Raw genomic sequence first — 22,535 nt, forward strand, 5'->3', positions numbered from 1 at the left:
ATACTTAAATATATTTATATATGTAATATTGCATTTAATGTTTTAGTTAGGATTATCAATGTTATCTCAAAAAAATTTTGACGTTATAGTAGTTGGTGGAGGACATTCAGGAACTGAAGCAGCATTAGCTTCTTCTAGAAGAGGACATTGCACATTATTAATTACTCAATCGATAAGTACTATTGGAGCGCTGTCTTGTAATCCTGCTGTTGGTGGAATTGGAAAAAGTCAACTAGTAAAAGAAATTGATGCCTTAGGTGGATTTATGGCAAGAGCTATCGATAAATCAGGTATTCAATTCAGAATATTAAATTCAAGAAAAGGCCCGGCTGTTCGTTCTACTAGAGCCCAAGCAGATAGAAAAATTTATAGTAAAACTATTAAAAATTTTTTACAAAATCAAGATAAATTGTCAATAGTAGAAGGAGAAGTAAAAGATTTAATTGTTGAAAATTATAGTGTAAAAGGAGTTATAATACATAACGAAATTAAGTTTTTTTCCCGTTCAGTCGTTTTAACTGTCGGAACTTTTTTAGGAGGAAAAATTTACATTGGTTTAGATAGTGTTAGTGGTGGTAGAATTGGAGATCATGCTTCTATTGATTTAGCATCTCGTTTACGGGAGTTGCCTGTAAATGTATCGAGATTAAAAACTGGAACTCCTCCTCGATTAGACTATAGAACAATTAACTTTAAAGAACTAGAATGTCAATATAGTGACAATCCTTTGCCAATTTTTTCATTTATGGGAACGATATTAGAACATCCCAAACAAGTTCCTTGTCATATTACGTACACTAATGAAATAACTCATTCTATTATACGAAAAAATCTTCATAGCAGCGCGATATATTCCGGTATTTTAAAAGGTATAGGTCCGCGTTATTGCCCATCTATTGAAGATAAAGTAATTCGTTTTTCTAAAAAATCGCAACATCAAATTTTTTTAGAACCAGAAGGTTTATCTGGAATTGAAATATATCCTAATGGAATTTCAACGAGTTTACCGGAAAATGTTCAAATAAAAATAATACAATCAATAAAAGGATTAGAAAAAGCTAAAATTATTCGTCCTGGATATGCTGTTGAATATGATTATCTTGATCCTAGACATTTAAAATTAACTTTAGAAAGTAAATTTATTTCTGGTTTATTTTTAGCTGGTCAAATTAATGGTACAACAGGTTATGAAGAAGCTGCTGCTCAAGGATTATTAGCAGGATTAAACGCGTCTTTGCATGCATCGGATAATGATGGATGGTTTCCTAAACGTAATGAAGCTTATTTAGGTGTATTAATAGATGATTTATGTAATAAAGGAACTAAAGAACCGTATCGTATGTTTACTGCAAGAGCTGAATATCGTCTAATACTTCGAGAAGATAATGCTGATTTACGTTTAACAGAAATAGGAAGAAAACTAGGTTTAATAGACGAAAAAAGATGGAAACGTTATAATCAAAAATTAATGAATATTAAAAATGAATTAAAACGTTTAAAGAATTTAACAATTAGTCCTATTTCTAACAATATCAATCAATTAAATAAAATTTTAAATGTAAAATTAAATATAAAATCAAGTGCAAAAGATCTATTAAAACGTCCAGAAATTACTTATGACAATTTAATGTCTATAAATGGATTTGGACCAGGTATTCAAGATGTAGAAGCAACTCAACAGATAGAAATTTGTGAAAAATATCAAGGTTATATTTCTCGTCAAAAAAAAGAAATTGATCGAAATTTGAAAAAAGAAAATATTATGCTTTTTAAAATAAAAAATTATCATGAAATACGAGGTCTATCTCATGAAGTAATTTCAAAATTAAATTATTATAAGCCTGACTCAATTGGTCAAGCATCTCGTATTTCTGGAATTACACCAGCTGCTATTTCAATTTTATTAATTTATTTAAAAAAAAACATTTTAATATGAAATAATTGTGATAGTTAATAATAAATTTATATTTTGTTATTAAATTCCATATTAAATAATACTATAGTAACTATTTTAATTCAAAATAATCTGTAGTTTTATTGTTCATAGAAAACGAATAATTAATTAAAGATATAAAGTTAATTTAATATAATTATGTTCATAGTTCAACAATATTAATTTTATATTGATTTAATAAAATTTTTTAAATTATAATTGTTAGGCATACTAGAATATATAATTAAATAATGAGTTTTGTATGACATTTTATTAAGAACTAACTTATGTTCTATTAAAAAAAGTCCTAATATTAAAATAATTTTAGAAGGTAATGCCTAAAATGATTTTAGGAAAAGAATTTAGTTTATCACAATATATTAATCATCATTTACATCATTTACAGTTAAACTTGCATACTTTTAAAATATCCGAATCAAATGAAGTTTTTACGCATTTTTGGGTTATTAACATTGATTCAATGTTTTTTTCTATTGTATTAGGATTAATGTTTATAATTTTTTTTTTCAGAATTGCACAAAACTGTACTAATAAAACACCTAACAAATTACAAGTAATCATTGAATTAATTATTAACTTTATAAATAAAAGTGTACATGACGTTTGTAGTAGTACTAATCAATTAATCGCTCCTTTATCATTGACGATTTTTGTTTGGATTTTTTTAATGAATTTAATGGATCTTATACCGATTGATTGTATACCTTTTATTTGCAAATATTTTTTTGGTTTTTCGGCGATTAGAATTGTTCCAACAGCTGATATTAATATCACTATTTCTATGGCATTAGTTATTTTTATTCTAATTGTATATTACGGTATTAAAATAAAAGGCCCAAAGCAATTTTTAAAAGATTTTTTAATTCAACCATTTAAACATCCAATATTTTTTATTTTTAATTTTTTATTAGAAAGTATTGCATTATTATCTAAACCTATTTCTTTAGGTTTGCGTTTATTTGGTAATATGTACGCTGGAGAAATGATTTTTATTTTAATTTCAGGTTTACTTCCTTGGTGGATGCAGTGGTTATTAAGTCTTCCCTGGGCTATTTTTCATATTTTGATTATTTTACTTCAGTCTTTTATATTTATGACATTGACAATAGTATATTTATCTATGGCCACTAAACGTCATTAAAATAATGTTTAATAAATTTCATAAAGGAAACTAATATGCAAAGTATAAATGCAGATATGCTTTATATGTCAGTTGCTATAATGATAGGATTAGCTGCAATAGGTGCAGCAATTGGAATTGGAATACTCGGAAGTAAATTTTTAGAAGGTGCAGCACGACAACCAGATTTGATACCTTTATTACGTACTCAATTTTTCGTCATCATGGGGTTAGTTGATGCTATCCCTATGATCGCTGTAGGATTAGGTCTATATATGTTATTTGCTATTGTATAGCATTTATTATCTTAATTAATCATTCTATTTCTGTATATATAATCTTTACGTTATCTATTGTAATAACGTAAAGATATATATTTTTCAAAAAGGAAAATATTATGAATTTTAATGCAACTATTTTCGGTCAAGCTATTTCGTTTTGTTTATTTGTTTATTTTTGTATGAAATACATATGGCCTCCTATTATATATGCTATAAATACCAGACAAAAAGAAATATCTGATTCTTTATTAAATATAGAAAATAGTAAAAGAAAATTAGATTTTTATCGAAAAGAAGTTAATGATGAAATAAATATGATAAAAGATAAAGCTCGAGAAATTATAAATCAAGCAAAGCAAAAGCAAATTATAATTTTACAACAAGCTAATATACAAGCTCAAGAAGAAAGAAAAAAAATTTTAGATAAAACTCAAGTTGAAATACGAATTCAATATCAAAAATTACAATCTCAACTAACTAAAGAAGTTAGTCAAATCGCTATTAATATTGCAAAAAAAATATTAAATGATGAAGTTTGTGGAAAGACACGTAAAAATATTGTTAATAGTTTAATTCAAAAATTATAGAGGACTTAATATTAATGATAGAATTTAAGAGTATAGCACGTCCATATGCTCAGGCGATTTATGAATTTGCTGTTTATCAAAAGTCACTTAATAATTGGCAAGAAATGTTAAAACATATGGTCCAAATATCTAATCATAAACAAGTTAAAAAAATAATTTTAGGGATGTCATTTTTTCAACAATTAGCCGACTTTTTTATTTCTATTTGTGGTGGAAAAATAAATCAATATGGTAAAAATTTTATTAAAACTTTAGTAGATAACAAGCGTTTAATACTGTTGAAAAATATATACTTAGAATTTATATCATTACGTAATATACATGACAATGTTATGTGTATTACTATTATTTCCGCATATGATTTGTATAAAGATCAACTTGATCATATTCGTATAGTATTAGAAAAACGTTTTTCTAAAAAAATTAATATAACACATCAAATTAATAAAAATTTGGTTGATGGATTTATTATTAAATTTAATGATACAGTTATTGATTTATCTATTCAATCTCAACTTGATAATTTATTACACTTTTTACAATATTCTGAGAATAAAAAATGCAACTACATTCTAATGAAATAAGTGAGTTGATAAAAAACAAAATAGCTCAATTCGATATTACTAGTAATACTTATAACGAAGGAACGATTACTTCAGTTAGTGATGGTATTATACGTATTTATGGTCTATCAAACGTCATGCAAGGAGAAATGCTTTTACTGCCTGAAGATCAATATGCTATAGCATTAAACTTAGAAAGAGATTCTGTAGGAGCGATTGTAATGGGCGAATATCGACGTATTTCTGAAGGGTCAACAGTTCGATGCAGTGGTCGTGTTTTTGATGTTCCAGTAGGTCCTAATTTTTTAGGTCGTGTGGTAAATGCATTAGGATTACCTATTGATGGCAAAGGACCAATTAAAGAAGCTCAATTTTTACCTATGGAATCTTGTGCTCCTGGTGTAATTGATAGAGAAAAAATAAATCAACCATTACAAACGGGCTATAAATCAATTGATTCTATGGTACCTATAGGACGAGGACAGCGCGAATTAATTATAGGAGATCGCCAAACTGGGAAAACAGCTTTAGCAATTGATACAATAATCAATCAGAAATCATTTAATGTAAAGTGTATTTATGTCGTTATTGGGCAAAAATTTTCTACAGTATCACATGTAGTTAAAAAATTAGAAGATAATAATGCATTAAATCATACAATTGTTATTGTTGCATCTGCGTCTGAAGTTGCATCTTTACAATATTTAGTGCCGTATTCTGGTTGTGCTATGGGAGAATATTTTAGAAATTGTGGAGAAGATGCTTTAATTGTATATGATGATTTATCAAAACATGCAATAGCGTATAGACAAATTTCTTTGTTATTAAGAAGACCTCCGGGTAGAGAGGCATTTCCTGGTGACATTTTTTACCTTCATTCTCGATTGTTAGAACGATCATGTAGAGTTAATAGTGCTTATATCAGTAAAATTACCAATATAGAAAATAAAAATAAAACAGGTTCGTTAACAGCTTTACCTATTATTGAAACTCAAGGTGGGGATGTATCTTCCTTTATACCTACTAATGTTATTTCTATTACCGACGGTCAAATATTTTTGGAATCAAATTTGTTTAATTCTGGAATTCGTCCTGCTATTAATCCTGGAATTTCAGTATCTAGAGTAGGTAGCATCGCTCAACATAAAATAATTCGTCGTGTTTCTTCTGGAATTCGTACAGCTTTAGCGCAATACCAAGAATTAGCTTCTTTCTCTCAATTTTCATCTGATTTAGATGAAGCAACTCAAAATCAATTAATTTATGGAAAAAAATTAATTGAACTTCTAAAACAAAAACAGTATCAACCTATGTCTATTGCAGAGCAAGCATTAATTCTTTTTTCAGCTGAAAAAGGTTTTATAAATGATATTTCTGTGGAAAAAATAGCAGACTTTGAAGAATTATTAATTGCTTACTTTAAAGAAAAATTTCCTGATTTTATGAAAAAAATTAATGCTAACGGTGATTTTAATCAAGCTGTTAACGATCAATTTATTTCTATAATTGATACTTTTAAATTAAATCAATATTGGTAATTTAATTAATCAAAATACAGTAAGCTTAAAGGAGAAAAGCTTATGTCTGAAATTAAAGAAGTACGAAATAAAATTAAATGTATAACAAATACTCAAAAAATTACGAAAGCAATGGAAATGGTGTCTATTTCAAAAATGAAAAAAGCAGAAGTTAAAATGAATTCTGGGCGTCCATATTTAAAAACTATTAAAGAAATTATAAATAATTTCATAAGTAATAATACTCGATATCAACATGTATATTTAGAACAAAGAGCAGTAAAAAAAATTGGTATCATTATTATTTCAACAGATAGAGGATTATGTGGTAATTTAAATGTAACACTTTTTAAAAAAATTTTAGATTTTATTCAAAATTATAACAATAGAAATATCACTAGTGATTTATCTATTCTTGGACTAAAAGGCTTGTCTTTTTTTAAATCTTTATCAAATAAAATAGTTTATTTTAATGATTATGCAAAAAATAATTATACTTTTTCTGATTGTCTAAATTGTAATAGTATTTTTATGAAATTATATAGTATCGGGGAAATTGACAGATTATTTCTTGCTTATAATAAATTTAAAAGTACTTTAATTCAAATACCTTCAATAATACAATTATTACCATTATCAAAAAAAAAAATACATTGTCATAATAATCATTGGGATTATATTTATGAATCTGATTCGAAATTATTGTTAAATAAGTTACTAAACAATTATTTAGAATTTCAAATATATCAAGCTTCTTTAGAAAATTATACATCTGAACAAGCAGCTCGAATGATAGCAATGAAGCAAGCTACAGATAATAGTAAAGATCTAATCAGAGAATTACAAATTATTTATAATAAAGCGCGTCAAGATAATATCACTCAAGAACTTACTGAAATTGTTTCAGGAGCTGCTGCTATTTCGTTGAATTAATTAAATAATTAGGAGCATGTTTAAAAATGGCTGTTGGAAATATAATCCAAATTATTGGTTCTGTTATTGACGTTGAATTTCCTTACAATGCAGTTCCAAAAATATATAATGCATTATCTGTTGAAAATAGCAATAGTGATTTAATTTTAGAGGTTCAACAACAATTAGGATCAGGAATAGTTAGAACTATTTCTATGGGATCTTCTGATGGATTGAAAAGAGGTTTATCAGTTTTAGATTTAGAACATGGAATTAAAGTACCTGTCGGAACACCAACATTAGGACGGATTATAGATGTACTAGGTCATCCTATAGATATGAAAGGACCATTAAAAAACCAAAATGGAAAAGAAGTAAAATATTGGGAAATTCATCGAGAAGCACCTGGATATGAAGAGCAATTAAATTCTTATACAATTTTAGAAACAGGAATTAAAGTAATTGATTTAATTTGTCCTTTTTCGAAAGGAGGAAAAGTTGGTTTATTTGGAGGAGCTGGAGTAGGTAAAACGGTAAATATGATGGAATTAATTAGAAATATTGCTATACAACATCAAGGATACTCAGTCTTTACTGGAGTAGGGGAAAGAATAAGAGAAGGTAGTGATTTTTATAAAGAAATGCAAGACTCTAACGTATTAAATAAAGTTTCTTTGGTTTACGGTCAAATGAATGAACCTCCTGGAAATAGATTACGAGTAGCTTTCACTGGATTAACTATAGCAGAAAAATTTAGAGATGAAGGAAAAGATGTTTTATTATTTATCGATAATATATATCGTTACACTTTAGCTGGAACTGAAGTGTCAGCATTATTAGGACGTATTCCTTCTGCTGTTGGATATCAACCTACATTATCTGAAGAAATGGGTTTGTTACAAGAAAGAATAACTTCGACAAAATCAGGATCAATTACTTCTATACAAGCTGTATATGTTCCTGCTGATGATTTAACAGACCCTTCTCCTGCTACTACCTTTGTTCATTTAGATTCAACTATAACACTTAGTCGTCAAATAGCATCTTTAGGTATTTATCCTGCTATTGATCCTTTAAGTTCTACCAGTCGTCAATTAGATCCTCAAATTGTAGGTCAAGAACATTATGATGTTGCTACTGGTGTTCAATCTATTTTACAGAAGTACCAAGAACTTAAAGATATCATTACGATATTAGGAATGGATGAATTATCTGAAAATGATAAGTTATTAGTATCACGTGCTAGAAAAATTCAAAGATTTTTATCTCAACCATTCTTTGTTGCAGAAATTTTTACTGGATTTCCAGGAAAATACGTGTCTTTAAAAAATACCATTCGCGGTTTTAAAGATATTCTAAATGGTAAATTAGATAATTACCCAGAGCAAGCATTTTATATGGTAGGTAGTATTAATGAAGTTATAGAAAAATCAAAAAAAATATAAATTGGATGTAAGTTATGAAGTGTAACTTAAATGTAGTTAGTCCTGAAAACATCGTTTATTTCGGATTAGTAAATAAAATTAAAGTTTCAGGTGACGAAGGAGAATTAGGTATTTACCCAGGTCATTTGCAGTTATTATCGTTTCTTAAACCGGGCACTTTATATTTTTTAGATAATAATGATAAACAACATTATATTTACTTGTCAGGAGGAATAATCGAAATAAACCCAAAAAAAATAAACATTTTAACTGATGTTGCTTTTAGATTTTCCAAATTAGATAAAAAATCGATTATACAATCAGAACAAATTATAAGACAAAAAATACAAAATAGTTTTATTATAAATAAAAAAAAGATATTGAAAGAACTATCTCATAATTTAGAAAAAATATATATAAACAAGACTATAAGATAATTAATATATAATAATTTTTTTAATAAAAATAATTTATTTGTGTGTATTAGCGACAGAGAATATAAGTAATATAATGATTATTCCTGTCGCATACTAGATATTCACAATTTACGCATCAATATTTTTTGCTTTTAATGCATGAAGTTCAATAAATAATTTTCTAGGTTCAACAGAATCACCCATGAGAGTATTAAATAATTTATTGGCAGAATCGATGTCATGAATTGCAACATTTAACATGCGTCTAGTTTCTGGATTCATTGTAGTTTTCCATAATTGTTCTGGGTTCATTTCCCCTAATCCTTTGTATCTTTGAACAAATACGTTTTTAAAAGAATCATGTATTAACAATTGTAGAGTTTTTTTTAAATTATTAATTGAATAACGTTTTTTATTACGTTCTATAAATACATTATTATTTATTAAACTTTGTAATTTACTTCCTAAAAGACATATTTTTTGATATTCACAACTATTTAAAAATGAGTTTTGAAGACTATATTTCTTTTTTTTTCCGTTTTTATATTTTAAGAACGATAATATGTAAATGTTCTTTAATGAATCGTAAACTATATCAAAGAAATAACTAGAATTGTCATTAACTGAATTATTTAAATTATATATAAAACTTTTTGCCCATTTTTCTAAGTAGTTTTTATCATTTAGTTGACTTAATTTAGGATGATAAAGTAATTCATTAAGAATAGTTGACGAAAGATCATATTTTTTTTGATTTATCATTTTTTGAATATTATTATATTGTGATATTATTTTTTTTAGTTCTTTAGTAGAATTGGTAATAATATTGGAATTATTTAATGTTTGTAATTTTGTACCTTCTAACGCTAGTTTAATTTTATATTTTTCCATTTCTATATTATCTTTAATATACTTTTCTTTTTTTTCTTGTGTTATTTTATATAATGGAGGTTGTGCAATATATAAGTATCCTCGTTTTATTATTTCAGGCATATAACGATAAAAAAACGTTAATAATAAAGTTCTAATATGAGATCCATCGATGTCAGCATCCGTCATTATAATAATGCGATGATATCTTAATTTTTCTGGGTTATATTCATATTCTCCTATTCCACACCCTAATGCTGTTATCAGTGAAGTAACTTCTTGAGAAGATAACATCTTTTCAAATTTTGCTTTTTCTACATTAAGAATTTTACCTTTAAGAGGAAGTATTGCTTGATTTTTCCTATTTCTTGCTTGCTTTGCAGATCCTCCAGCTGAATCGCCTTCTACTAAATAAATTTCTGATAAAACTGGATCTCTTTCTTGACAATCAGCTAATTTTCCTGGTAATGTTGTTAAGTCAGAGAATCCTTTCTTTCTAGTAATTTCTCGTGCTCGACGTGCTGCATTTCTTACTCGAGCAGATTCTAATATTTTAGTAATGATATTTTTTGTATCATGCGGATTTTCTAAAAAAAATTCTATTAAATGTTCATTTACTAAAGATTCTATTGCTGATTTTACTTCGGATGAAACTAATTTATTTTTAGTTTGAGAAGAAAATTTAGGATCACTGATTTTAATTGATATAATGGCTATTAATCCTTCTCTTGAGTCTTCTCCTATAATATTTATTTTGTTTTTTTTAATGTATCCTTCTTTTTCTATATAGTTATTTACTGTTCTAGTTAATGCCGATCGAAACCCAGCTAAATGGGTACCTCCATCTTGTTGAGGTATATTATTAGTAAAACAATGTATGTTTTCTTGAAATCCATCATTCCATTGCATTGCAATTTCTACTCCAATATGATCTCTTCTGGAACAAAAATAAAATATTTTAGAGTGAATTATTTTTTTTTGCTGATTAAGAAATTTAACAAATGCTTTTAATCCTCCTTGATAGTGGTAATTTTCATTTATGTTTTGGGTAACGTCACGTAAGTATATTGAAATTTGAGAATTCAAAAAAGAGAGTTCTCGTAATCTTTTAGATAAAATGTCAAAATTAAATTTAACAACATTAGTAAAAATAGTCAAATTTGGCCAAAATCGTATTTTTGTACCTCTAAGTGTAGTTTTTCCTACGACAGATAACGGACTTTGTGGATTTCCATTACTATATACTTGATGATATACTTTTTTGTCTCGATAAATGTTTAGTTCTAATTTTTCTGATAACGCGTTAACTACTGAAACGCCTACTCCATGTAACCCTCCAGAAATTTTATAAGAATTATTATCAAATTTTCCTCCAGCATGCAGTATAGTCATAATTACTTCCGCTGCAGAAATTCCTTCCTCGATATGAATATCAGTAGGCATACCTCTACCATCATCTTGAACAGATATAGAATTATCACGATGCATGGTAACTATTATTTTTTTACAAAATCCTGCTAACGCCTCATCTATAGAATTATCGACTACTTCAAAAACCATATGATGCAATCCTGTTCCATCATCTGTGTTACCTATATACATGCCTGGACGTTTTCGAACAGCATCTAGACCTTTTAATATTTTTATATTTAATGAACTGTAAGAATTTGACATTAATTTTCCTGATAAATTATGTAGATATATACTCTTTCAAAACATATATGTTAAATTTTTATACTATAGAAATATGTTTTTAAATAAATAACAAAAATAAAAATTTATGTGTTTAACTATAATATACATTTAACATATAATTGACATATTTTATTTTTATATATTAAATTAAAATTAATAGTTTTATACATATTTATATTTTTGAAATTTACGTTTTCAATGGCATTAAAATGTATATAGATTTATAATTATTATCATCTTTATGATTGTTTTGTTGAATTTGTATACTGGAATTAGTGTCATTAATTAATAAACATATTTCTTTATTTTCAATAACATTTAAAATATCTAGCATGTAATATGCATTAATAGATATTTCAATGTCAGTGTTAATATAAATTATTTCTAAAATTTCACATGCTTTTTCATCATATTGATTGCTAGTTGTTATTTTTAATTGATTTGTATTATTTTTTATCAAAATTCCCCGAAACATCTCATTGGATAAAATTATTATTCGAGATAACGCTTGTTTAAATAGTAATGAATTAATGATAAGCTTTTTATTAGGTTTATTTAAAATAATAGATGAATATTGTGGAAAATTTGCTTCGATTATTTTGCTTGTAAATATAATATTATTTATTTTGATTTGAAAATAATTTTCACCTATTTTTATAAAAACTAATGTTAACGAATTGTTTAATAAACGTAATAATTCTACTACTCCTTTTCTTGGTAATATTACAGCATAATACTTACATGAATGTTCTAAAGGTGTTTTAGATATCGCTATACGGTATCCATCAGTAGCTACTGCGTATAAATGGTGATTTCTTATTTCTAATAGTAATCCATTAAGAAAATATCTTAAATCTTGAATAGCCATAGAAAAATGAGTAGAAAAAATAATATTTTTAAGTGCGTTTTGTGAAATAGAAAAGTTAATTTTAGGTTCTATTACTGAAAAACTAGGAAAGTTATTTGCAGGTAGTGTAGCTAATATATAACAACTATTTTTAGAAATAATTTTTAGCTTATCTTTTTTTAATGATATAGTTATATTAGATTCGTCAGAGAATTTACGACATACAGATAATATTTTTTTACCTGATACTGTTACACTTCCAGGTACATATGGGAAAATATTGGGTATACTAATTTGAATTTCTAGTTCTATATTAGTAGAAGTTAGAAATAAAGTATTGTCTTTTATCACTATTAAAATATTTTCGAGTATTGGAGACAAGGTATTTTTTGTTATTAAGCTATTTATTTTTTGCAAAGAATACAAAAAAATTTTTTTTGTAATTTTAAATTTCATTGACTTGTAAATATAATGTTGTAAATGAATTAAATGAATTGATTTTAAAAAACTATTTTGGACTTTCTATTTTTAAGTTTATGGTACTAAAATATAATTAAATTTAATTAATATATGTTTTATTTTGAATAAATCATAATTAATTATAAATATTATTTTGTGCTTTAGGTTTTATAATGGATTTATATAAATATATAAGAATTATTGTTAATTCTAAAAAAATATATCATGGTAGTATTATCGCTTAAATACTCGTAATAGTTGTGAATGCTTTTAAAATTAATGTAATAAATAATAGCTGTAAATAGACGCTTAAATTACAATTTAACTTGTAATTTAGAATTTTTACCTTTTTGAAATATTAATTAGAAATTAGAATTATGTATTGATGTTTTAAATTAAAGTTAAAAACATAAAAAAATTTTTTATATAATATATAATTATATTAAAAAATACTTTTTTATATTAATGTTTTTTAATATACCATTTTAAATTATTTATTGTAATAATAAAATATATTAGAACGTTGATATTTGTAAAGTATCTTTATACTAGAATAATGTTTTTACAATCGTCATTATTTACTGCAGTGTCAGCGTAGTAATATATTTATAAAAATTTTATATCTGATTTTAGTAAGTCGTATTTATATATTAAATATTAATAATTAACGGTTCGTTTTGTCAATGAAAATAATTTCTAAATTAAAAACAATATATTGATTTTTTGTTTAAATATGTTAAATGATATATAAAATTTATTTTTAATATCATGCTATTTTATACATATTTTAAAGGGCATATAGACGACATATATTTGTAAAATAGTGATATTTATTAATAGTACCATTAGAATAGAACATTATTTATTATCTTAAAAATGTTATAAATTATAAGTATAAAATTAAATGGATAGATTATATTATTGATTAATTTATTTAATATAGTTAGCAATAAATTAATATTACCATAAAAACTACTTGAAATAGTTGTTATTTCTTTGTATATCATATTAAGTACATTCTATAATGAAGTACTTCACTTTAATAAGGTCAGGACATAATAGAAATGAAACGAACTTTTCAGCCTTCTAGATTAAAGAGAAATAGATCCCATGGTTTTAGAATTCGAATGAGTACAAAAAATGGTCGTCATATTTTATCGCGTCGACGTACTAAACTTAGAACACGTTTAACAGTTTCCTTAATTAAATAATTATTGCTAATATGGTAAATTTTTTTTTAAAAAAAAAATGAAATTGTTAACTTCTTTGCAATTTAAGTATGTTTTTAATCAATCTAAAAAAATTAAATGTAAAGAACTAACTATTTTATATCGAACTAATACATTAAAATTTTCACGTCTAGGTATCAGTATATCACGAAAAAATATTAAATATTCGTATAAAAGAAATCAAATTAAGCGAATAATTAGAGAAAGTTTTAGGTTAATTCAATACAAATTAATAAATGCAGATTTTATAGTAGTTGTTAGTACACTTTCTATAAATATAGATCGCCAACTATTATCTAAAAAATTGGAATACTTATGGTCTCATCATTATCAATAATTTCTCAATGTTTTATTTTAATAATTTTGTTTTACCAACGTTTTATTAGTATTTTGTTTGTATCACGTTGTCGATTTCAACCTACTTGTTCAAATTATGCATTGTCTGCATTATATAATTTCAATGCAATAAAAGGTTGTTATTTGATAATAACAAGAATATTAAAATGTCATCCGTTTCATCCAGGTGGTTTGGATAACATACCGAAGAACGCTAAAAAATAAACGAGAACATTAAACATGGATTTACAACGTATTTTTCTTATTTTTGGAATGTGTTTGATTTCATTTTTATTTTGGGAAATTTTTAAACTTAGTATATATCCTAATGTTAACAAATCATCTTATCAACATAATAATATCAAACTAATGTATAATGACGTTAAAAATGATGTTTTAATTGAAACTGATGTTTTACGTATGAAAATTAATTTAAAAGGTGGAGATATAGAATATGCTCAACTATTGAAGTTTAAAAATAAATTGAATTCTTCAGAATCATTAATTTTGTTAGATACTAAAGATAATTTTTTATATCAAACACGAAGTGGATTAATAATAAATAATCATTTTAATAATTGGAATTTTAAAAAGAAACCTATTTATACTACTAATAAGAAATATTTTAAGTTAAATAGAGATCAAAAAGAACTACGAATACCATTAACATGTACGTCTGATAATGGGATAGCATATGTTAAAACATTTATTTTGAAACCAGATTCGTATGATGTCCAAGTTGAATATAAGATATATAATAATACTCAAAAGGGTATAGAAATATCTATGTATGGTGGATTACAACAAACTGTTTTAATTTCCAATACGAATAACGTAAATAATACTTTTTCTCTACAAACGTTTCGTGGTGCGGCATACTCTACAGATAATGAAAGATATGAAAAATATTCGTTTGATTCTATTTTAAAGAAAGAAGACTTGAATGTTACTACTTACAATGGGTGGATAGCTATGTTACAGCAATATTTTGTAACAGCATGGATTCCAGATCATTCTCATTTGAATACATTTTATACTAAGAAAATTGATAATAATGTAGTTGAAATTGGATTTTATTCTAATGATATGTATATACAACCAAGAAGCTACATTGTATGTAATTCAAAATTGTGGATAGGACCAGAAATACAAGACAAAATGGCTGTATTAGCATCTAATTTTGATTTAACTGTTGATTATGGATGGTTATGGTTTCTTTCTCAACCATTATTTAAGTTGTTAAAATTGTTATACAACATTGTTGGAAATTGGGGTATATCAATTATTTTAATCACTTTTATTATGAGAGGAGCAATGTATCCTTTAACTAAATCTCAGTATAAAACGATGATTAAAATGAGAAAGTTACAACCTAAAATTGACAAAATAAAGGAAAATTATAAAGATAATAAGCATAAGATGAGTGAAGAAATATTAGCATTGTATAAAAATGAAAAAGTAAATCCTTTTGGTGGATGTTTTCCTTTATTGATACAAATGCCAATTTTTTTAGCTTTATACTATATGTTAATTGGTTCTGTAGAATTACGACATGCACCATTTTTTTTGTGGATTAAAGATCTTTCAAGTCAAGATCCATATTATGTTTTACCTGTTTTAATGGGTGTTACAATGTTTTTTATTCAGCGTATTACACCTAATAGTATATCTGACCCTATTCAAAAAAAAGTTATGCATATTGTACCAATAATATTTTCAATATTTTTTTTATGGTTTCCTTCAGGATTAGTATTGTATTATATTATCAGTAATTTAGTGACTATTGCTCAGCAAAAGTATATTTCAGACCATTTTAAAAATATTGAAAAGTCAGTTTAAAAATATTGCAGTAAATGTAGTTTAAACATGAAATAAATTTTTTAATAATATTTTTATTATTTTCATAAGGAACTTTTTTAAAGTATGAGTTGTAATAACGATACAATCGTATCAAGAGTAACACCAGAAATTAGATGTAACATTGGAATAATTAGAGTATCTGGCCCGTTAGCATCGAAAGCTTCTATGAAAGTATTAGGAAAAGTTCCTTTAGCTAGATATGCTAGTTATTTGCCTTTTTTAGATATTACAGGAAAAATCTTAGATCGTGGAATTGCATTATGGTTTCCTAAACCACGTTCTTTTACTGGTGAAGATAGTTTAGAATTACAAGGACATGGAAATCCAATTATTATAGACTTATTAATTGCTAATATATTATCTGTTCCTACAATTCGATTAGCTAAGCCAGGAGAATTTTCTGAACGTGCTTTTTTAAATGGAAAAATGGATTTAGTACAAGCTGAATCTATTGTTGATTTAATTAATGCTAATTCTGAACAAGCTGCTCGAGCTGCATTACAATCTTTGCAAGGTTTATTTTCTTTTCATATTAATAAATTAGTTAAAAAAATTACTAAACTTAGAGTAACTATAGAAGCGTTAATTAATTTTTCTGAAGAGATGCATTATAATTACAAATATGATATTGAAAGTAAAATTAATGAACTTATTTTATTATTAAATAATATTTATAATGTATCTATTCAAGGAACTATATTACGTGAAGGCATAAAGATAGTTATATGTGGTTATCCTAATTCAGGAAAATCTAGTTTATTAAATGTTTTATCTTGTATTAATCGATCCATAGTTACTGATATACCAGGTACTACTCGCGATTTAATTTACGAATGTATAAATATTAATGGATTGTTATTTCATTTAGTAGACACAGCTGGCTTGCGTGTAACTGGAGATATAATTGAACGCATAGGTATCAAATTTGCTTGGAAAGAAATTAATCTAGCTGATCATATATTGTTTGTTATTGATGGGTCATCTAACTTGCATGAACAAGTAATGAATTACTCTAATTTTATTGAATTATTATCAAACAACGTAGGTATTACAATTGTTTTTAACAAATCAGACCTTTTAAATTTTAAAATTAATTTTGATTATTTTAAAAATAGTAATTATATATTAGTATCAACGAAAACTGGAAAAGGTATTAAAAAACTACGAACACATTTATACAATCTTTTTAAGATCAATAAATTTTCTGAAAATAATGAAGGAATTTTTTTAGCTAGACGTCGTCACATTAAAATCTTAATAGATGTGTTAAATCATATAAAATACAGTAAAAAAAATTGGAAAATAAATGATAATATTGAATTATTAGCAGAAGATTTACGTATTTGTCATGAAAATTTAAATAACATTACTGGTGCTTTTACTTCAGATCAATTATTATCTGATATTTTTTCTGATTTTTGTATTGGAAAATAATTATTTAGAAGTAAAGTATATGGAAAATTATAGTATTTTATTTTGTCTCAACAAAGGCATGTTAGAAGAACATTTGGAAATTATATAGATATAGTATAGTATACAAGAATTAGAATATTCTATGTCAATATTATTATCTATGATTTTAAAAATGACAAAATATTTACTTAAAAATTGATAACATCCATTTTAGGTTTAACTTATATAATGAGATTGGTTCGCATTCGTACTAATTTAAAATAATTCTAATTTATTCTAAATGTTTGTCTGCTAAAAGAATATGTTTATGTATTATCTTGTTTTAATTTGAAATATAGTTATTACATAGGACAATTTATATATTTATAAAAAGATATGTAAAGTACGGCATCAAATTGTCGTCATGTATTTCAAATTAAAAAAATCAAAAAATGAATATTATTTAACCGAATATATATAGATTAAAAAGGTAAATTATTTATTTTTTTAAACAAGGTTCTATGTTAAAACGTTTTACTATACTGTTATTTAATAATAATTAAAAAACATATTATTTGAAAAATTTTGCCTGGAGGCGGAATTGAACCACCGACACGAGGATTTTCAGTCCTCTGCTCTACCGACTGAGCTATCCAGGCACACATTTATATTTAAACATTAATAAATTAATGATGTCAATACTTTTCTAAGATAAAGTTAATACTTCTATGAAATATGTATAGACATATGATATCATGAATATAATCTATAAATATTATTAATAAAAGAACTTGCTTTATTATTTAATTTGATTGATTAATTTCGTTATTTATTTAAATATATTTAAAATAATAAAAAATTTTTTTTATTAATACTTGAAAGTTTAGATAATAATCCCTATATCTTATAATAGAGAACATTAAGAATTAGAAATTTTAGATTTTAGCTGCTATAAGGGGATAATATTAAATGAAAATTCGTCCGCTACATGATCGTATTATTGTTAAGCGTCAAGAAGCAGAATCTAAATCAGCAGGTGGTATTGTGCTTACAGGATCCGCCGCAACAAAGTCTACTCGAGGTGAAGTTATCGCTGTGGGTAAAGGCCGAGTTTTAGATAATGGAAATATAAAACCATTAGACGTAAAAGTAGGTGACGTAGTTATTTTTAATGAAGGTTATGGAGCAAAAGTTGAAAAAATTGATAATGAAGAATTATTAATTTTAACTGAGAGTGATATATTAGCAATTGTTGAAGATTAATTTCTTAGTATTTTCAAAAACCATATTTTAAGTTTAAGGAAAAAATTCAATGGCCGCTAAAGACGTAAAATTTGGAAATGAAGCTCGCGTTAAAATGCTTCGAGGTGTTAATGTATTAGCTGATGCAGTTAAAGTAACTTTAGGACCAAAAGGAAGAAATGTCGTTTTAGATAAATCTTTTGGTGCACCTAGTATTACAAAAGACGGTGTATCTGTTGCTCGTGAAATAGAATTGGAAGATAAGTTTGAGAATATGGGTGCTCAAATGGTAAAAGAAGTAGCTTCTAAAGCGAATGATGCAGCTGGAGATGGTACTACTACAGCAACGTTATTAGCACAAGCAATAGTAAATGAAGGATTAAAAGCAGTAGCAGCTGGAATGAACCCAATGGATTTAAAAAGAGGCATTGATAAAGCAGTTATTGCAGCAGTAGAAGAACTTAAACGTTTATCAGTTCCGTGTTCTGATTCTAAAGCTATAACTCAAGTTGGTACTATTTCTGCTAATGCTGATGAAAAAGTTGGTATGTTGATTGCCGATGCAATGGAAAAAGTAGGAAAAGATGGAGTAATTACTGTTGAAGAAGGTACTGGATTACAAGATGAATTAGAAGTAGTAAAAGGAATGCAATTTGATAGAGGTTATTTATCTCCATATTTTATTAATAAAGCAGATACAGGAATTGTTGAATTAGATAATCCTTATATTTTAATGGCAGATAAAAAAATATCCAATGTTCGAGAATTACTTCCAATTTTAGAAGCAGTAGCGAAATCAGGTAAGCCTTTATTAATTATTTCAGAAGATTTAGAAGGTGAAGCGTTGGCTACTTTAGTAGTTAATTCTATAAGAGGAATCGTAAAAGTAGCAGCGGTCAAAGCACCTGGATTCGGTGATCGTCGAAAAGCAATGTTGCAAGACATCTCTATATTAACTGCTGGATCTGTTATATCTGAAGAATTAGCTATGGAATTAGAAAAAGCTACTTTAGAAGATTTAGGTCAAGCTAAACGTGTAGTTATAAGTAAAGATACCACTACAATTATAGGCGGAATAGGCGAGAAATTTAATATTCAAAATAGAATTAGTCAGATTCGTCAACAAATTCAAGAAGCTACTTCTGACTATGATAAAGAAAAATTAAATGAACGTTTAGCAAAACTATCTGGTGGCGTTGCAGTATTAAAAGTTGGAGCTGCTACAGAAGTAGAAATGAAAGAGAAAAAAGCACGTGTAGAAGATGCTTTACATGCTACTCGAGCTGCTGTAGAAGAAGGTGTAGTCCCTGGAGGAGGAGTAGCTCTGGTAAGAGTGGCGGCAAAAATCTCTAGTCTTTTAGGTCAAAACGAAGATCAAAACGTAGGTATACGAGTAGCTCTTCGTGCGATGGAAGCTCCATTACGTCAAATTGTATCTAATTCTGGTGAAGAACCTTCTGTTGTAACTAACAATGTTAAAGATGGAAAAGGTAATTATGGATATAATGCTGCTACAGATGAATATGGAGATATGATACAGTTCGGTATTTTAGATCCTACAAAAGTTACTCGTTCAGCATTACAATATGCCTCATCTGTTGCTGGATTGATGATAACAACAGAATGTATGGTTACAGATTTACCAAAAGAAGAGAAATCAGATTTAAGTAGTTCTCCTGCTTCTCCTGGAATGGGTGGAATGGGTGGAATGATGTAGTTTTTTAAATTTTTGAGAATATATTATTTTAACATTTCTCTCCTTTAATTAAAAAAATTTAAGGAGAGAAATATTGGTTATTTTAGGATTAAAATAATAATAATTAGTTAATATTTTATTGTTTTATTTATGTTTTATATTATGTTAAAAATACAACTTTAATTCTAAACTTAATAAGTAATTAAAATTCTATACATTATATTTTTGATACACATTTAAACACATAAGTATTTTAGTTGCGTTCTCATTTGTATATCAATTAGTAAAATATTATGATATTTATCATTGTATTAGACATTAAATGTGTTAATCTTTTATAAGATAATTTTACTGTAAGATGTTGAAATATATTTCAAACTAATTCAAAATTAATTATGTAATTATTTTTATTAAAATAGTAGTAATGCGTTTATTTAATACGATTATTATTTAAATTTTATTTTTAGTTAGTGTCTGAAATATATTTAAAATTATAAAAATCTTGATAATTATTTTGGAGTGTTATGACGTTTTATTATAGTAATCAATTAAAAATTGGTTTGAAAGTAATTTATCACAGTGAGCCTTATATAATTATTTCTAGTAAGTTTACTAAACCTGGTAAAGGTCAAGAATTTTTTCGTGTAAAATTAAAAAATTTAGTAAACAAAAAGATATTAGATAAAACATGTAAACCTAATGATAGTTTTTTATTAGCTGATATAAAAGAAGTAATATGTTCTTATGTTTTCAATGACGGATATTATTGGATTTTTATGAATAAAAAAAATTTTGAGCAAATATCAGTTAAAAAATCTATAATTAAGGGAATGAGTAATTGGTTATTAGAAGAATATGATTATATTATTACGTTTTGGAATGATGAACCTATTTCAATTATAATTGCTAGTAATTTTATTGAAATAAAAGTAATAGAAACTACGCCCGTTATTAAAGCAAGTTCTATAAGTGTAGCTAATAAATTGGCTAAATTAAGTACCGGAATTACTTTAAAAGTTCCTATGTTTATTCAAGTGGGACAAATGATCAAAGTAGATACTAGATCTGGTAAATATATAGCTAAAGTACGATAAAATTAATATATTATCTCGATCGTTTTTACAATCTATTTTAACATTATTCATTACCTTTTATGTTTCTTCTATAACTTTCCCATTCAAAAGTTAACCATAGGCTATTCCCTAATCGCATACGGTCAATCACGCGTTCACCTAAAAGTAGTTTTAAACCCCTGTAATCTAAATTTGACAACATTCCTGTTGAACGTTTAGATGATGATCTTCTATCTACAATTTGATTAATAATAACTTTTTCATATCTTGATTCTATTTGTACTCCTATTTCATCTATCATTAGTAGATCTACACTGCTTAAATTATTTAATAAAGTTGCTTCAGTTATATCACTATTACCATTAAAAGTACCTTTCATATTTGACATTAAATCTGCAACTGTAACAATTAATACACTCTTTCCACTTAAAATTAAGTAATTACCTATTGCAGAAGCAAGATGGTTTTTTCCTGTTCCTGGTTTTCCAGAAAATATAAAACTAGCTATACTTTTGTTAAATTCTTCTGCATATTTTTTCGCTGCTCTGGCTACCTTTTTATGACCTTCATGTTCTATTCGATAATTTTCAAATGAACAGTTTATATATAGTTCTCGAATTCCCGATTTTCCTAAAGTACGTTGTATTTTTATTATTTTATTATTTCTTAAAATAGCTTCAGATGACAATCTACCTTGTTCTTGATTCCATGCTAAAAGGTCTTCATCGTTATCAAATTTAGGTTTAATATGTTTGGGTATTAAATATTGAAGACGTTTTAAAAATTTTACATTATTGTTCATAATTTTATCCAAAATTACTTTACATTGTTTTAAAGTGAAGAAATGTCATGGATGTCCATAAAAGTTTTAAATTATATTAAATACATTTAATTTTTTAGCATTGTTTGAAATATTTTTATTTAGTTATGTTAAATGTTTTTAAGACGTTGATCACATAGCTAATATAAAATTTCAGTGATGTAATATAGTGTTTTAATATTGAGATATTAATTTAATTGTTAAGTTGTTATTTGTGCATAAATAGATTAGTAAATTTTAAA

At 25.9% G+C, this 22,535-nt stretch carries 20 protein-coding genes and 1 tRNA gene; 17 read left to right on the top strand and 4 right to left on the bottom strand.

All coding sequences use genetic code 11. The features are described 5' to 3' along the window. The first annotated feature begins 58 nt into the window (after nucleotides 1–58). From mnmG to atpC, 9 genes are all read left to right on the top strand, one after another. Nucleotides 59–1,936, top strand: coding sequence for a tRNA uridine-5-carboxymethylaminomethyl(34) synthesis enzyme MnmG (gene mnmG / locus D9V73_RS00005; protein ID WP_158336227.1), 1,878 nt, complete (start codon nucleotides 59–61; stop codon nucleotides 1,934–1,936). Nucleotides 1,937–2,276: 340 nt separating this feature from the next. Next, on the top strand, nucleotides 2,277–3,095 hold the full coding sequence (gene atpB / locus D9V73_RS00010) for a F0F1 ATP synthase subunit A (RefSeq protein ID WP_158336762.1): 819 nt from the start codon (nucleotides 2,277–2,279) through the stop codon (nucleotides 3,093–3,095). Nucleotides 3,096–3,130: 35 nt separating this feature from the next. Next, the gene (gene atpE / locus D9V73_RS00015) at nucleotides 3,131–3,370 is read left to right on the top strand and encodes a F0F1 ATP synthase subunit C (protein ID WP_158336228.1); all 240 of its coding nucleotides are present in this window, start codon (nucleotides 3,131–3,133) and stop codon (nucleotides 3,368–3,370) included. 101 nt (nucleotides 3,371–3,471) lie between these two features. Beyond that, entirely contained in the window at nucleotides 3,472–3,942 is a 471-nt protein-coding gene (locus tag D9V73_RS00020; RefSeq protein ID WP_158336229.1) for a F0F1 ATP synthase subunit B, read from the top strand. Between the two features lie 14 nt (nucleotides 3,943–3,956). Next, complete coding sequence (locus D9V73_RS00025) at nucleotides 3,957–4,526, top strand: F0F1 ATP synthase subunit delta (RefSeq protein ID WP_158336230.1); 570 nt, start codon at nucleotides 3,957–3,959, stop codon at nucleotides 4,524–4,526. Then, the gene (gene atpA, locus D9V73_RS00030) at nucleotides 4,502–6,043 is read left to right on the top strand and encodes a F0F1 ATP synthase subunit alpha (RefSeq protein WP_158336231.1); all 1,542 of its coding nucleotides are present in this window, start codon (nucleotides 4,502–4,504) and stop codon (nucleotides 6,041–6,043) included. Before D9V73_RS00025 ends, atpA begins: the two co-directional genes overlap by 25 nt. A gap of 42 nt (nucleotides 6,044–6,085) precedes the next feature. Beyond that, the gene (atpG, locus tag D9V73_RS00035; protein ID WP_158336232.1) at nucleotides 6,086–6,955 is read left to right on the top strand and encodes an ATP synthase F1 subunit gamma; all 870 of its coding nucleotides are present in this window, start codon (nucleotides 6,086–6,088) and stop codon (nucleotides 6,953–6,955) included. Between the two features lie 26 nt (nucleotides 6,956–6,981). Beyond that, on the top strand, nucleotides 6,982–8,379 hold the full coding sequence (atpD, locus tag D9V73_RS00040) for a F0F1 ATP synthase subunit beta (RefSeq protein ID WP_158336233.1): 1,398 nt from the start codon (nucleotides 6,982–6,984) through the stop codon (nucleotides 8,377–8,379). A 14-nt stretch (nucleotides 8,380–8,393) separates the two neighbouring features. Then, nucleotides 8,394–8,795 carry an ATP synthase F1 subunit epsilon gene (gene atpC / locus D9V73_RS00045; protein ID WP_158336234.1) on the top strand — a complete coding sequence of 134 codons (402 nt, stop codon included), beginning with the start codon at nucleotides 8,394–8,396 and terminating at the stop codon, nucleotides 8,793–8,795. A gap of 108 nt (nucleotides 8,796–8,903) precedes the next feature. On the opposite strand, the gene gyrB is transcribed toward atpC, so the two are convergent. Both gyrB and dnaN read right to left on the bottom strand, forming a co-directional pair. Then, on the bottom strand, nucleotides 8,904–11,318 hold the full coding sequence (gene gyrB / locus D9V73_RS00050) for a DNA topoisomerase (ATP-hydrolyzing) subunit B (protein WP_158336235.1): 2,415 nt from the start codon (nucleotides 11,316–11,318) through the stop codon (nucleotides 8,904–8,906). 208 nt (nucleotides 11,319–11,526) lie between these two features. Continuing rightward, entirely contained in the window at nucleotides 11,527–12,642 is a 1,116-nt protein-coding gene (gene dnaN / locus D9V73_RS00055) for a DNA polymerase III subunit beta (protein WP_158336236.1), read from the bottom strand. Between the two features lie 1,067 nt (nucleotides 12,643–13,709). Here dnaN and rpmH point away from each other — a divergent pair. The 5 genes from rpmH (at nucleotide 13,710) to mnmE (ending at nucleotide 17,504) form a co-directional block, all read left to right on the top strand. Continuing rightward, entirely contained in the window at nucleotides 13,710–13,856 is a 147-nt protein-coding gene (gene rpmH / locus D9V73_RS00060; protein WP_158336237.1) for a 50S ribosomal protein L34, read from the top strand. Between the two features lie 37 nt (nucleotides 13,857–13,893). Beyond that, a complete protein-coding gene (rnpA, locus tag D9V73_RS00065; protein ID WP_158336238.1) occupies nucleotides 13,894–14,211 on the top strand; it encodes a ribonuclease P protein component in 318 nt (105 codons plus the stop codon). Beyond that, on the top strand, nucleotides 14,190–14,435 hold the full coding sequence (gene yidD / locus D9V73_RS00070; protein ID WP_222837027.1) for a membrane protein insertion efficiency factor YidD: 246 nt from the start codon (nucleotides 14,190–14,192) through the stop codon (nucleotides 14,433–14,435). Before rnpA ends, yidD begins: the two co-directional genes overlap by 22 nt. Before the next feature lie 15 nt (nucleotides 14,436–14,450). After that, nucleotides 14,451–16,049: a membrane protein insertase YidC gene (gene yidC / locus D9V73_RS00075; RefSeq protein WP_158336239.1), complete on the top strand. Its 1,599-nt coding sequence runs from the start codon at nucleotides 14,451–14,453 to the stop codon at nucleotides 16,047–16,049. A gap of 84 nt (nucleotides 16,050–16,133) precedes the next feature. Continuing rightward, complete coding sequence (gene mnmE / locus D9V73_RS00080) at nucleotides 16,134–17,504, top strand: tRNA uridine-5-carboxymethylaminomethyl(34) synthesis GTPase MnmE (protein ID WP_158336240.1); 1,371 nt, start codon at nucleotides 16,134–16,136, stop codon at nucleotides 17,502–17,504. Between the two features lie 544 nt (nucleotides 17,505–18,048). Here the strand turns inward: mnmE and D9V73_RS00085 are convergent. After that, a tRNA-Phe gene (locus D9V73_RS00085) sits at nucleotides 18,049–18,121 on the bottom strand. 310 nt (nucleotides 18,122–18,431) lie between these two features. On the opposite strand from D9V73_RS00085, the gene D9V73_RS00090 reads away from it, so the two are divergent. The 3 genes from D9V73_RS00090 (at nucleotide 18,432) to efp (ending at nucleotide 21,494) form a co-directional block, all read left to right on the top strand. Next, the gene (locus D9V73_RS00090; RefSeq protein ID WP_158336241.1) at nucleotides 18,432–18,725 is read left to right on the top strand and encodes a co-chaperone GroES; all 294 of its coding nucleotides are present in this window, start codon (nucleotides 18,432–18,434) and stop codon (nucleotides 18,723–18,725) included. 49 nt (nucleotides 18,726–18,774) lie between these two features. Next, the gene (groL, locus tag D9V73_RS00095) at nucleotides 18,775–20,421 is read left to right on the top strand and encodes a chaperonin GroEL (RefSeq protein ID WP_158336242.1); all 1,647 of its coding nucleotides are present in this window, start codon (nucleotides 18,775–18,777) and stop codon (nucleotides 20,419–20,421) included. 503 nt (nucleotides 20,422–20,924) lie between these two features. Continuing rightward, nucleotides 20,925–21,494, top strand: coding sequence for an elongation factor P (gene efp / locus D9V73_RS00100; RefSeq protein ID WP_158336243.1), 570 nt, complete (start codon nucleotides 20,925–20,927; stop codon nucleotides 21,492–21,494). A 43-nt stretch (nucleotides 21,495–21,537) separates the two neighbouring features. Here efp and dnaC read toward each other — a convergent pair whose 3' ends face one another. Then, nucleotides 21,538–22,275: a DNA replication protein DnaC gene (gene dnaC / locus D9V73_RS00105; RefSeq protein WP_158336244.1), complete on the bottom strand. Its 738-nt coding sequence runs from the start codon at nucleotides 22,273–22,275 to the stop codon at nucleotides 21,538–21,540. Between the last annotated feature and the right edge of the window lie 260 nt (nucleotides 22,276–22,535).

The organism is Buchnera aphidicola (Melaphis rhois) (assembly GCF_005080745.1).
In the GTDB taxonomy this organism is placed as follows: domain Bacteria; phylum Pseudomonadota; class Gammaproteobacteria; order Enterobacterales; family Enterobacteriaceae; genus Buchnera_B; species Buchnera_B aphidicola_AT.

Bases quoted from the DNA above. Each gene is read 5' to 3' on its own strand.
- efp (WP_158336243.1), top strand. From the start codon at position 20,925: ATGACGTTTTATTATAGTAATCAATTAAAAATTGGTTTGAAAGTAATT.
- dnaN (WP_158336236.1), bottom strand. From the start codon at position 12,642: ATGAAATTTAAAATTACAAAAAAAATTTTTTTGTATTCTTTGCAAAAA.
- gyrB (WP_158336235.1), bottom strand. From the start codon at position 11,318: ATGTCAAATTCTTACAGTTCATTAAATATAAAAATATTAAAAGGTCTA.
- groL (WP_158336242.1), top strand. From the start codon at position 18,775: ATGGCCGCTAAAGACGTAAAATTTGGAAATGAAGCTCGCGTTAAAATG.
- atpA (WP_158336231.1), top strand. From the start codon at position 4,502: ATGCAACTACATTCTAATGAAATAAGTGAGTTGATAAAAAACAAAATA.
- dnaC (WP_158336244.1), bottom strand. From the start codon at position 22,275: ATGAACAATAATGTAAAATTTTTAAAACGTCTTCAATATTTAATACCC.
- yidD (WP_222837027.1), top strand. From the start codon at position 14,190: ATGGTCTCATCATTATCAATAATTTCTCAATGTTTTATTTTAATAATT.
- yidC (WP_158336239.1), top strand. From the start codon at position 14,451: ATGGATTTACAACGTATTTTTCTTATTTTTGGAATGTGTTTGATTTCA.
- atpE (WP_158336228.1), top strand. From the start codon at position 3,131: ATGCAAAGTATAAATGCAGATATGCTTTATATGTCAGTTGCTATAATG.
- atpG (WP_158336232.1), top strand. From the start codon at position 6,086: ATGTCTGAAATTAAAGAAGTACGAAATAAAATTAAATGTATAACAAAT.
- atpD (WP_158336233.1), top strand. From the start codon at position 6,982: ATGGCTGTTGGAAATATAATCCAAATTATTGGTTCTGTTATTGACGTT.
- D9V73_RS00025 (WP_158336230.1), top strand. From the start codon at position 3,957: ATGATAGAATTTAAGAGTATAGCACGTCCATATGCTCAGGCGATTTAT.
- D9V73_RS00090 (WP_158336241.1), top strand. From the start codon at position 18,432: ATGAAAATTCGTCCGCTACATGATCGTATTATTGTTAAGCGTCAAGAA.
- rpmH (WP_158336237.1), top strand. From the start codon at position 13,710: ATGAAACGAACTTTTCAGCCTTCTAGATTAAAGAGAAATAGATCCCAT.
- rnpA (WP_158336238.1), top strand. From the start codon at position 13,894: ATGAAATTGTTAACTTCTTTGCAATTTAAGTATGTTTTTAATCAATCT.
- mnmE (WP_158336240.1), top strand. From the start codon at position 16,134: ATGAGTTGTAATAACGATACAATCGTATCAAGAGTAACACCAGAAATT.
- mnmG (WP_158336227.1), top strand. From the start codon at position 59: ATGTTATCTCAAAAAAATTTTGACGTTATAGTAGTTGGTGGAGGACAT.
- atpC (WP_158336234.1), top strand. From the start codon at position 8,394: ATGAAGTGTAACTTAAATGTAGTTAGTCCTGAAAACATCGTTTATTTC.
- D9V73_RS00020 (WP_158336229.1), top strand. From the start codon at position 3,472: ATGAATTTTAATGCAACTATTTTCGGTCAAGCTATTTCGTTTTGTTTA.
- atpB (WP_158336762.1), top strand. From the start codon at position 2,277: ATGATTTTAGGAAAAGAATTTAGTTTATCACAATATATTAATCATCAT.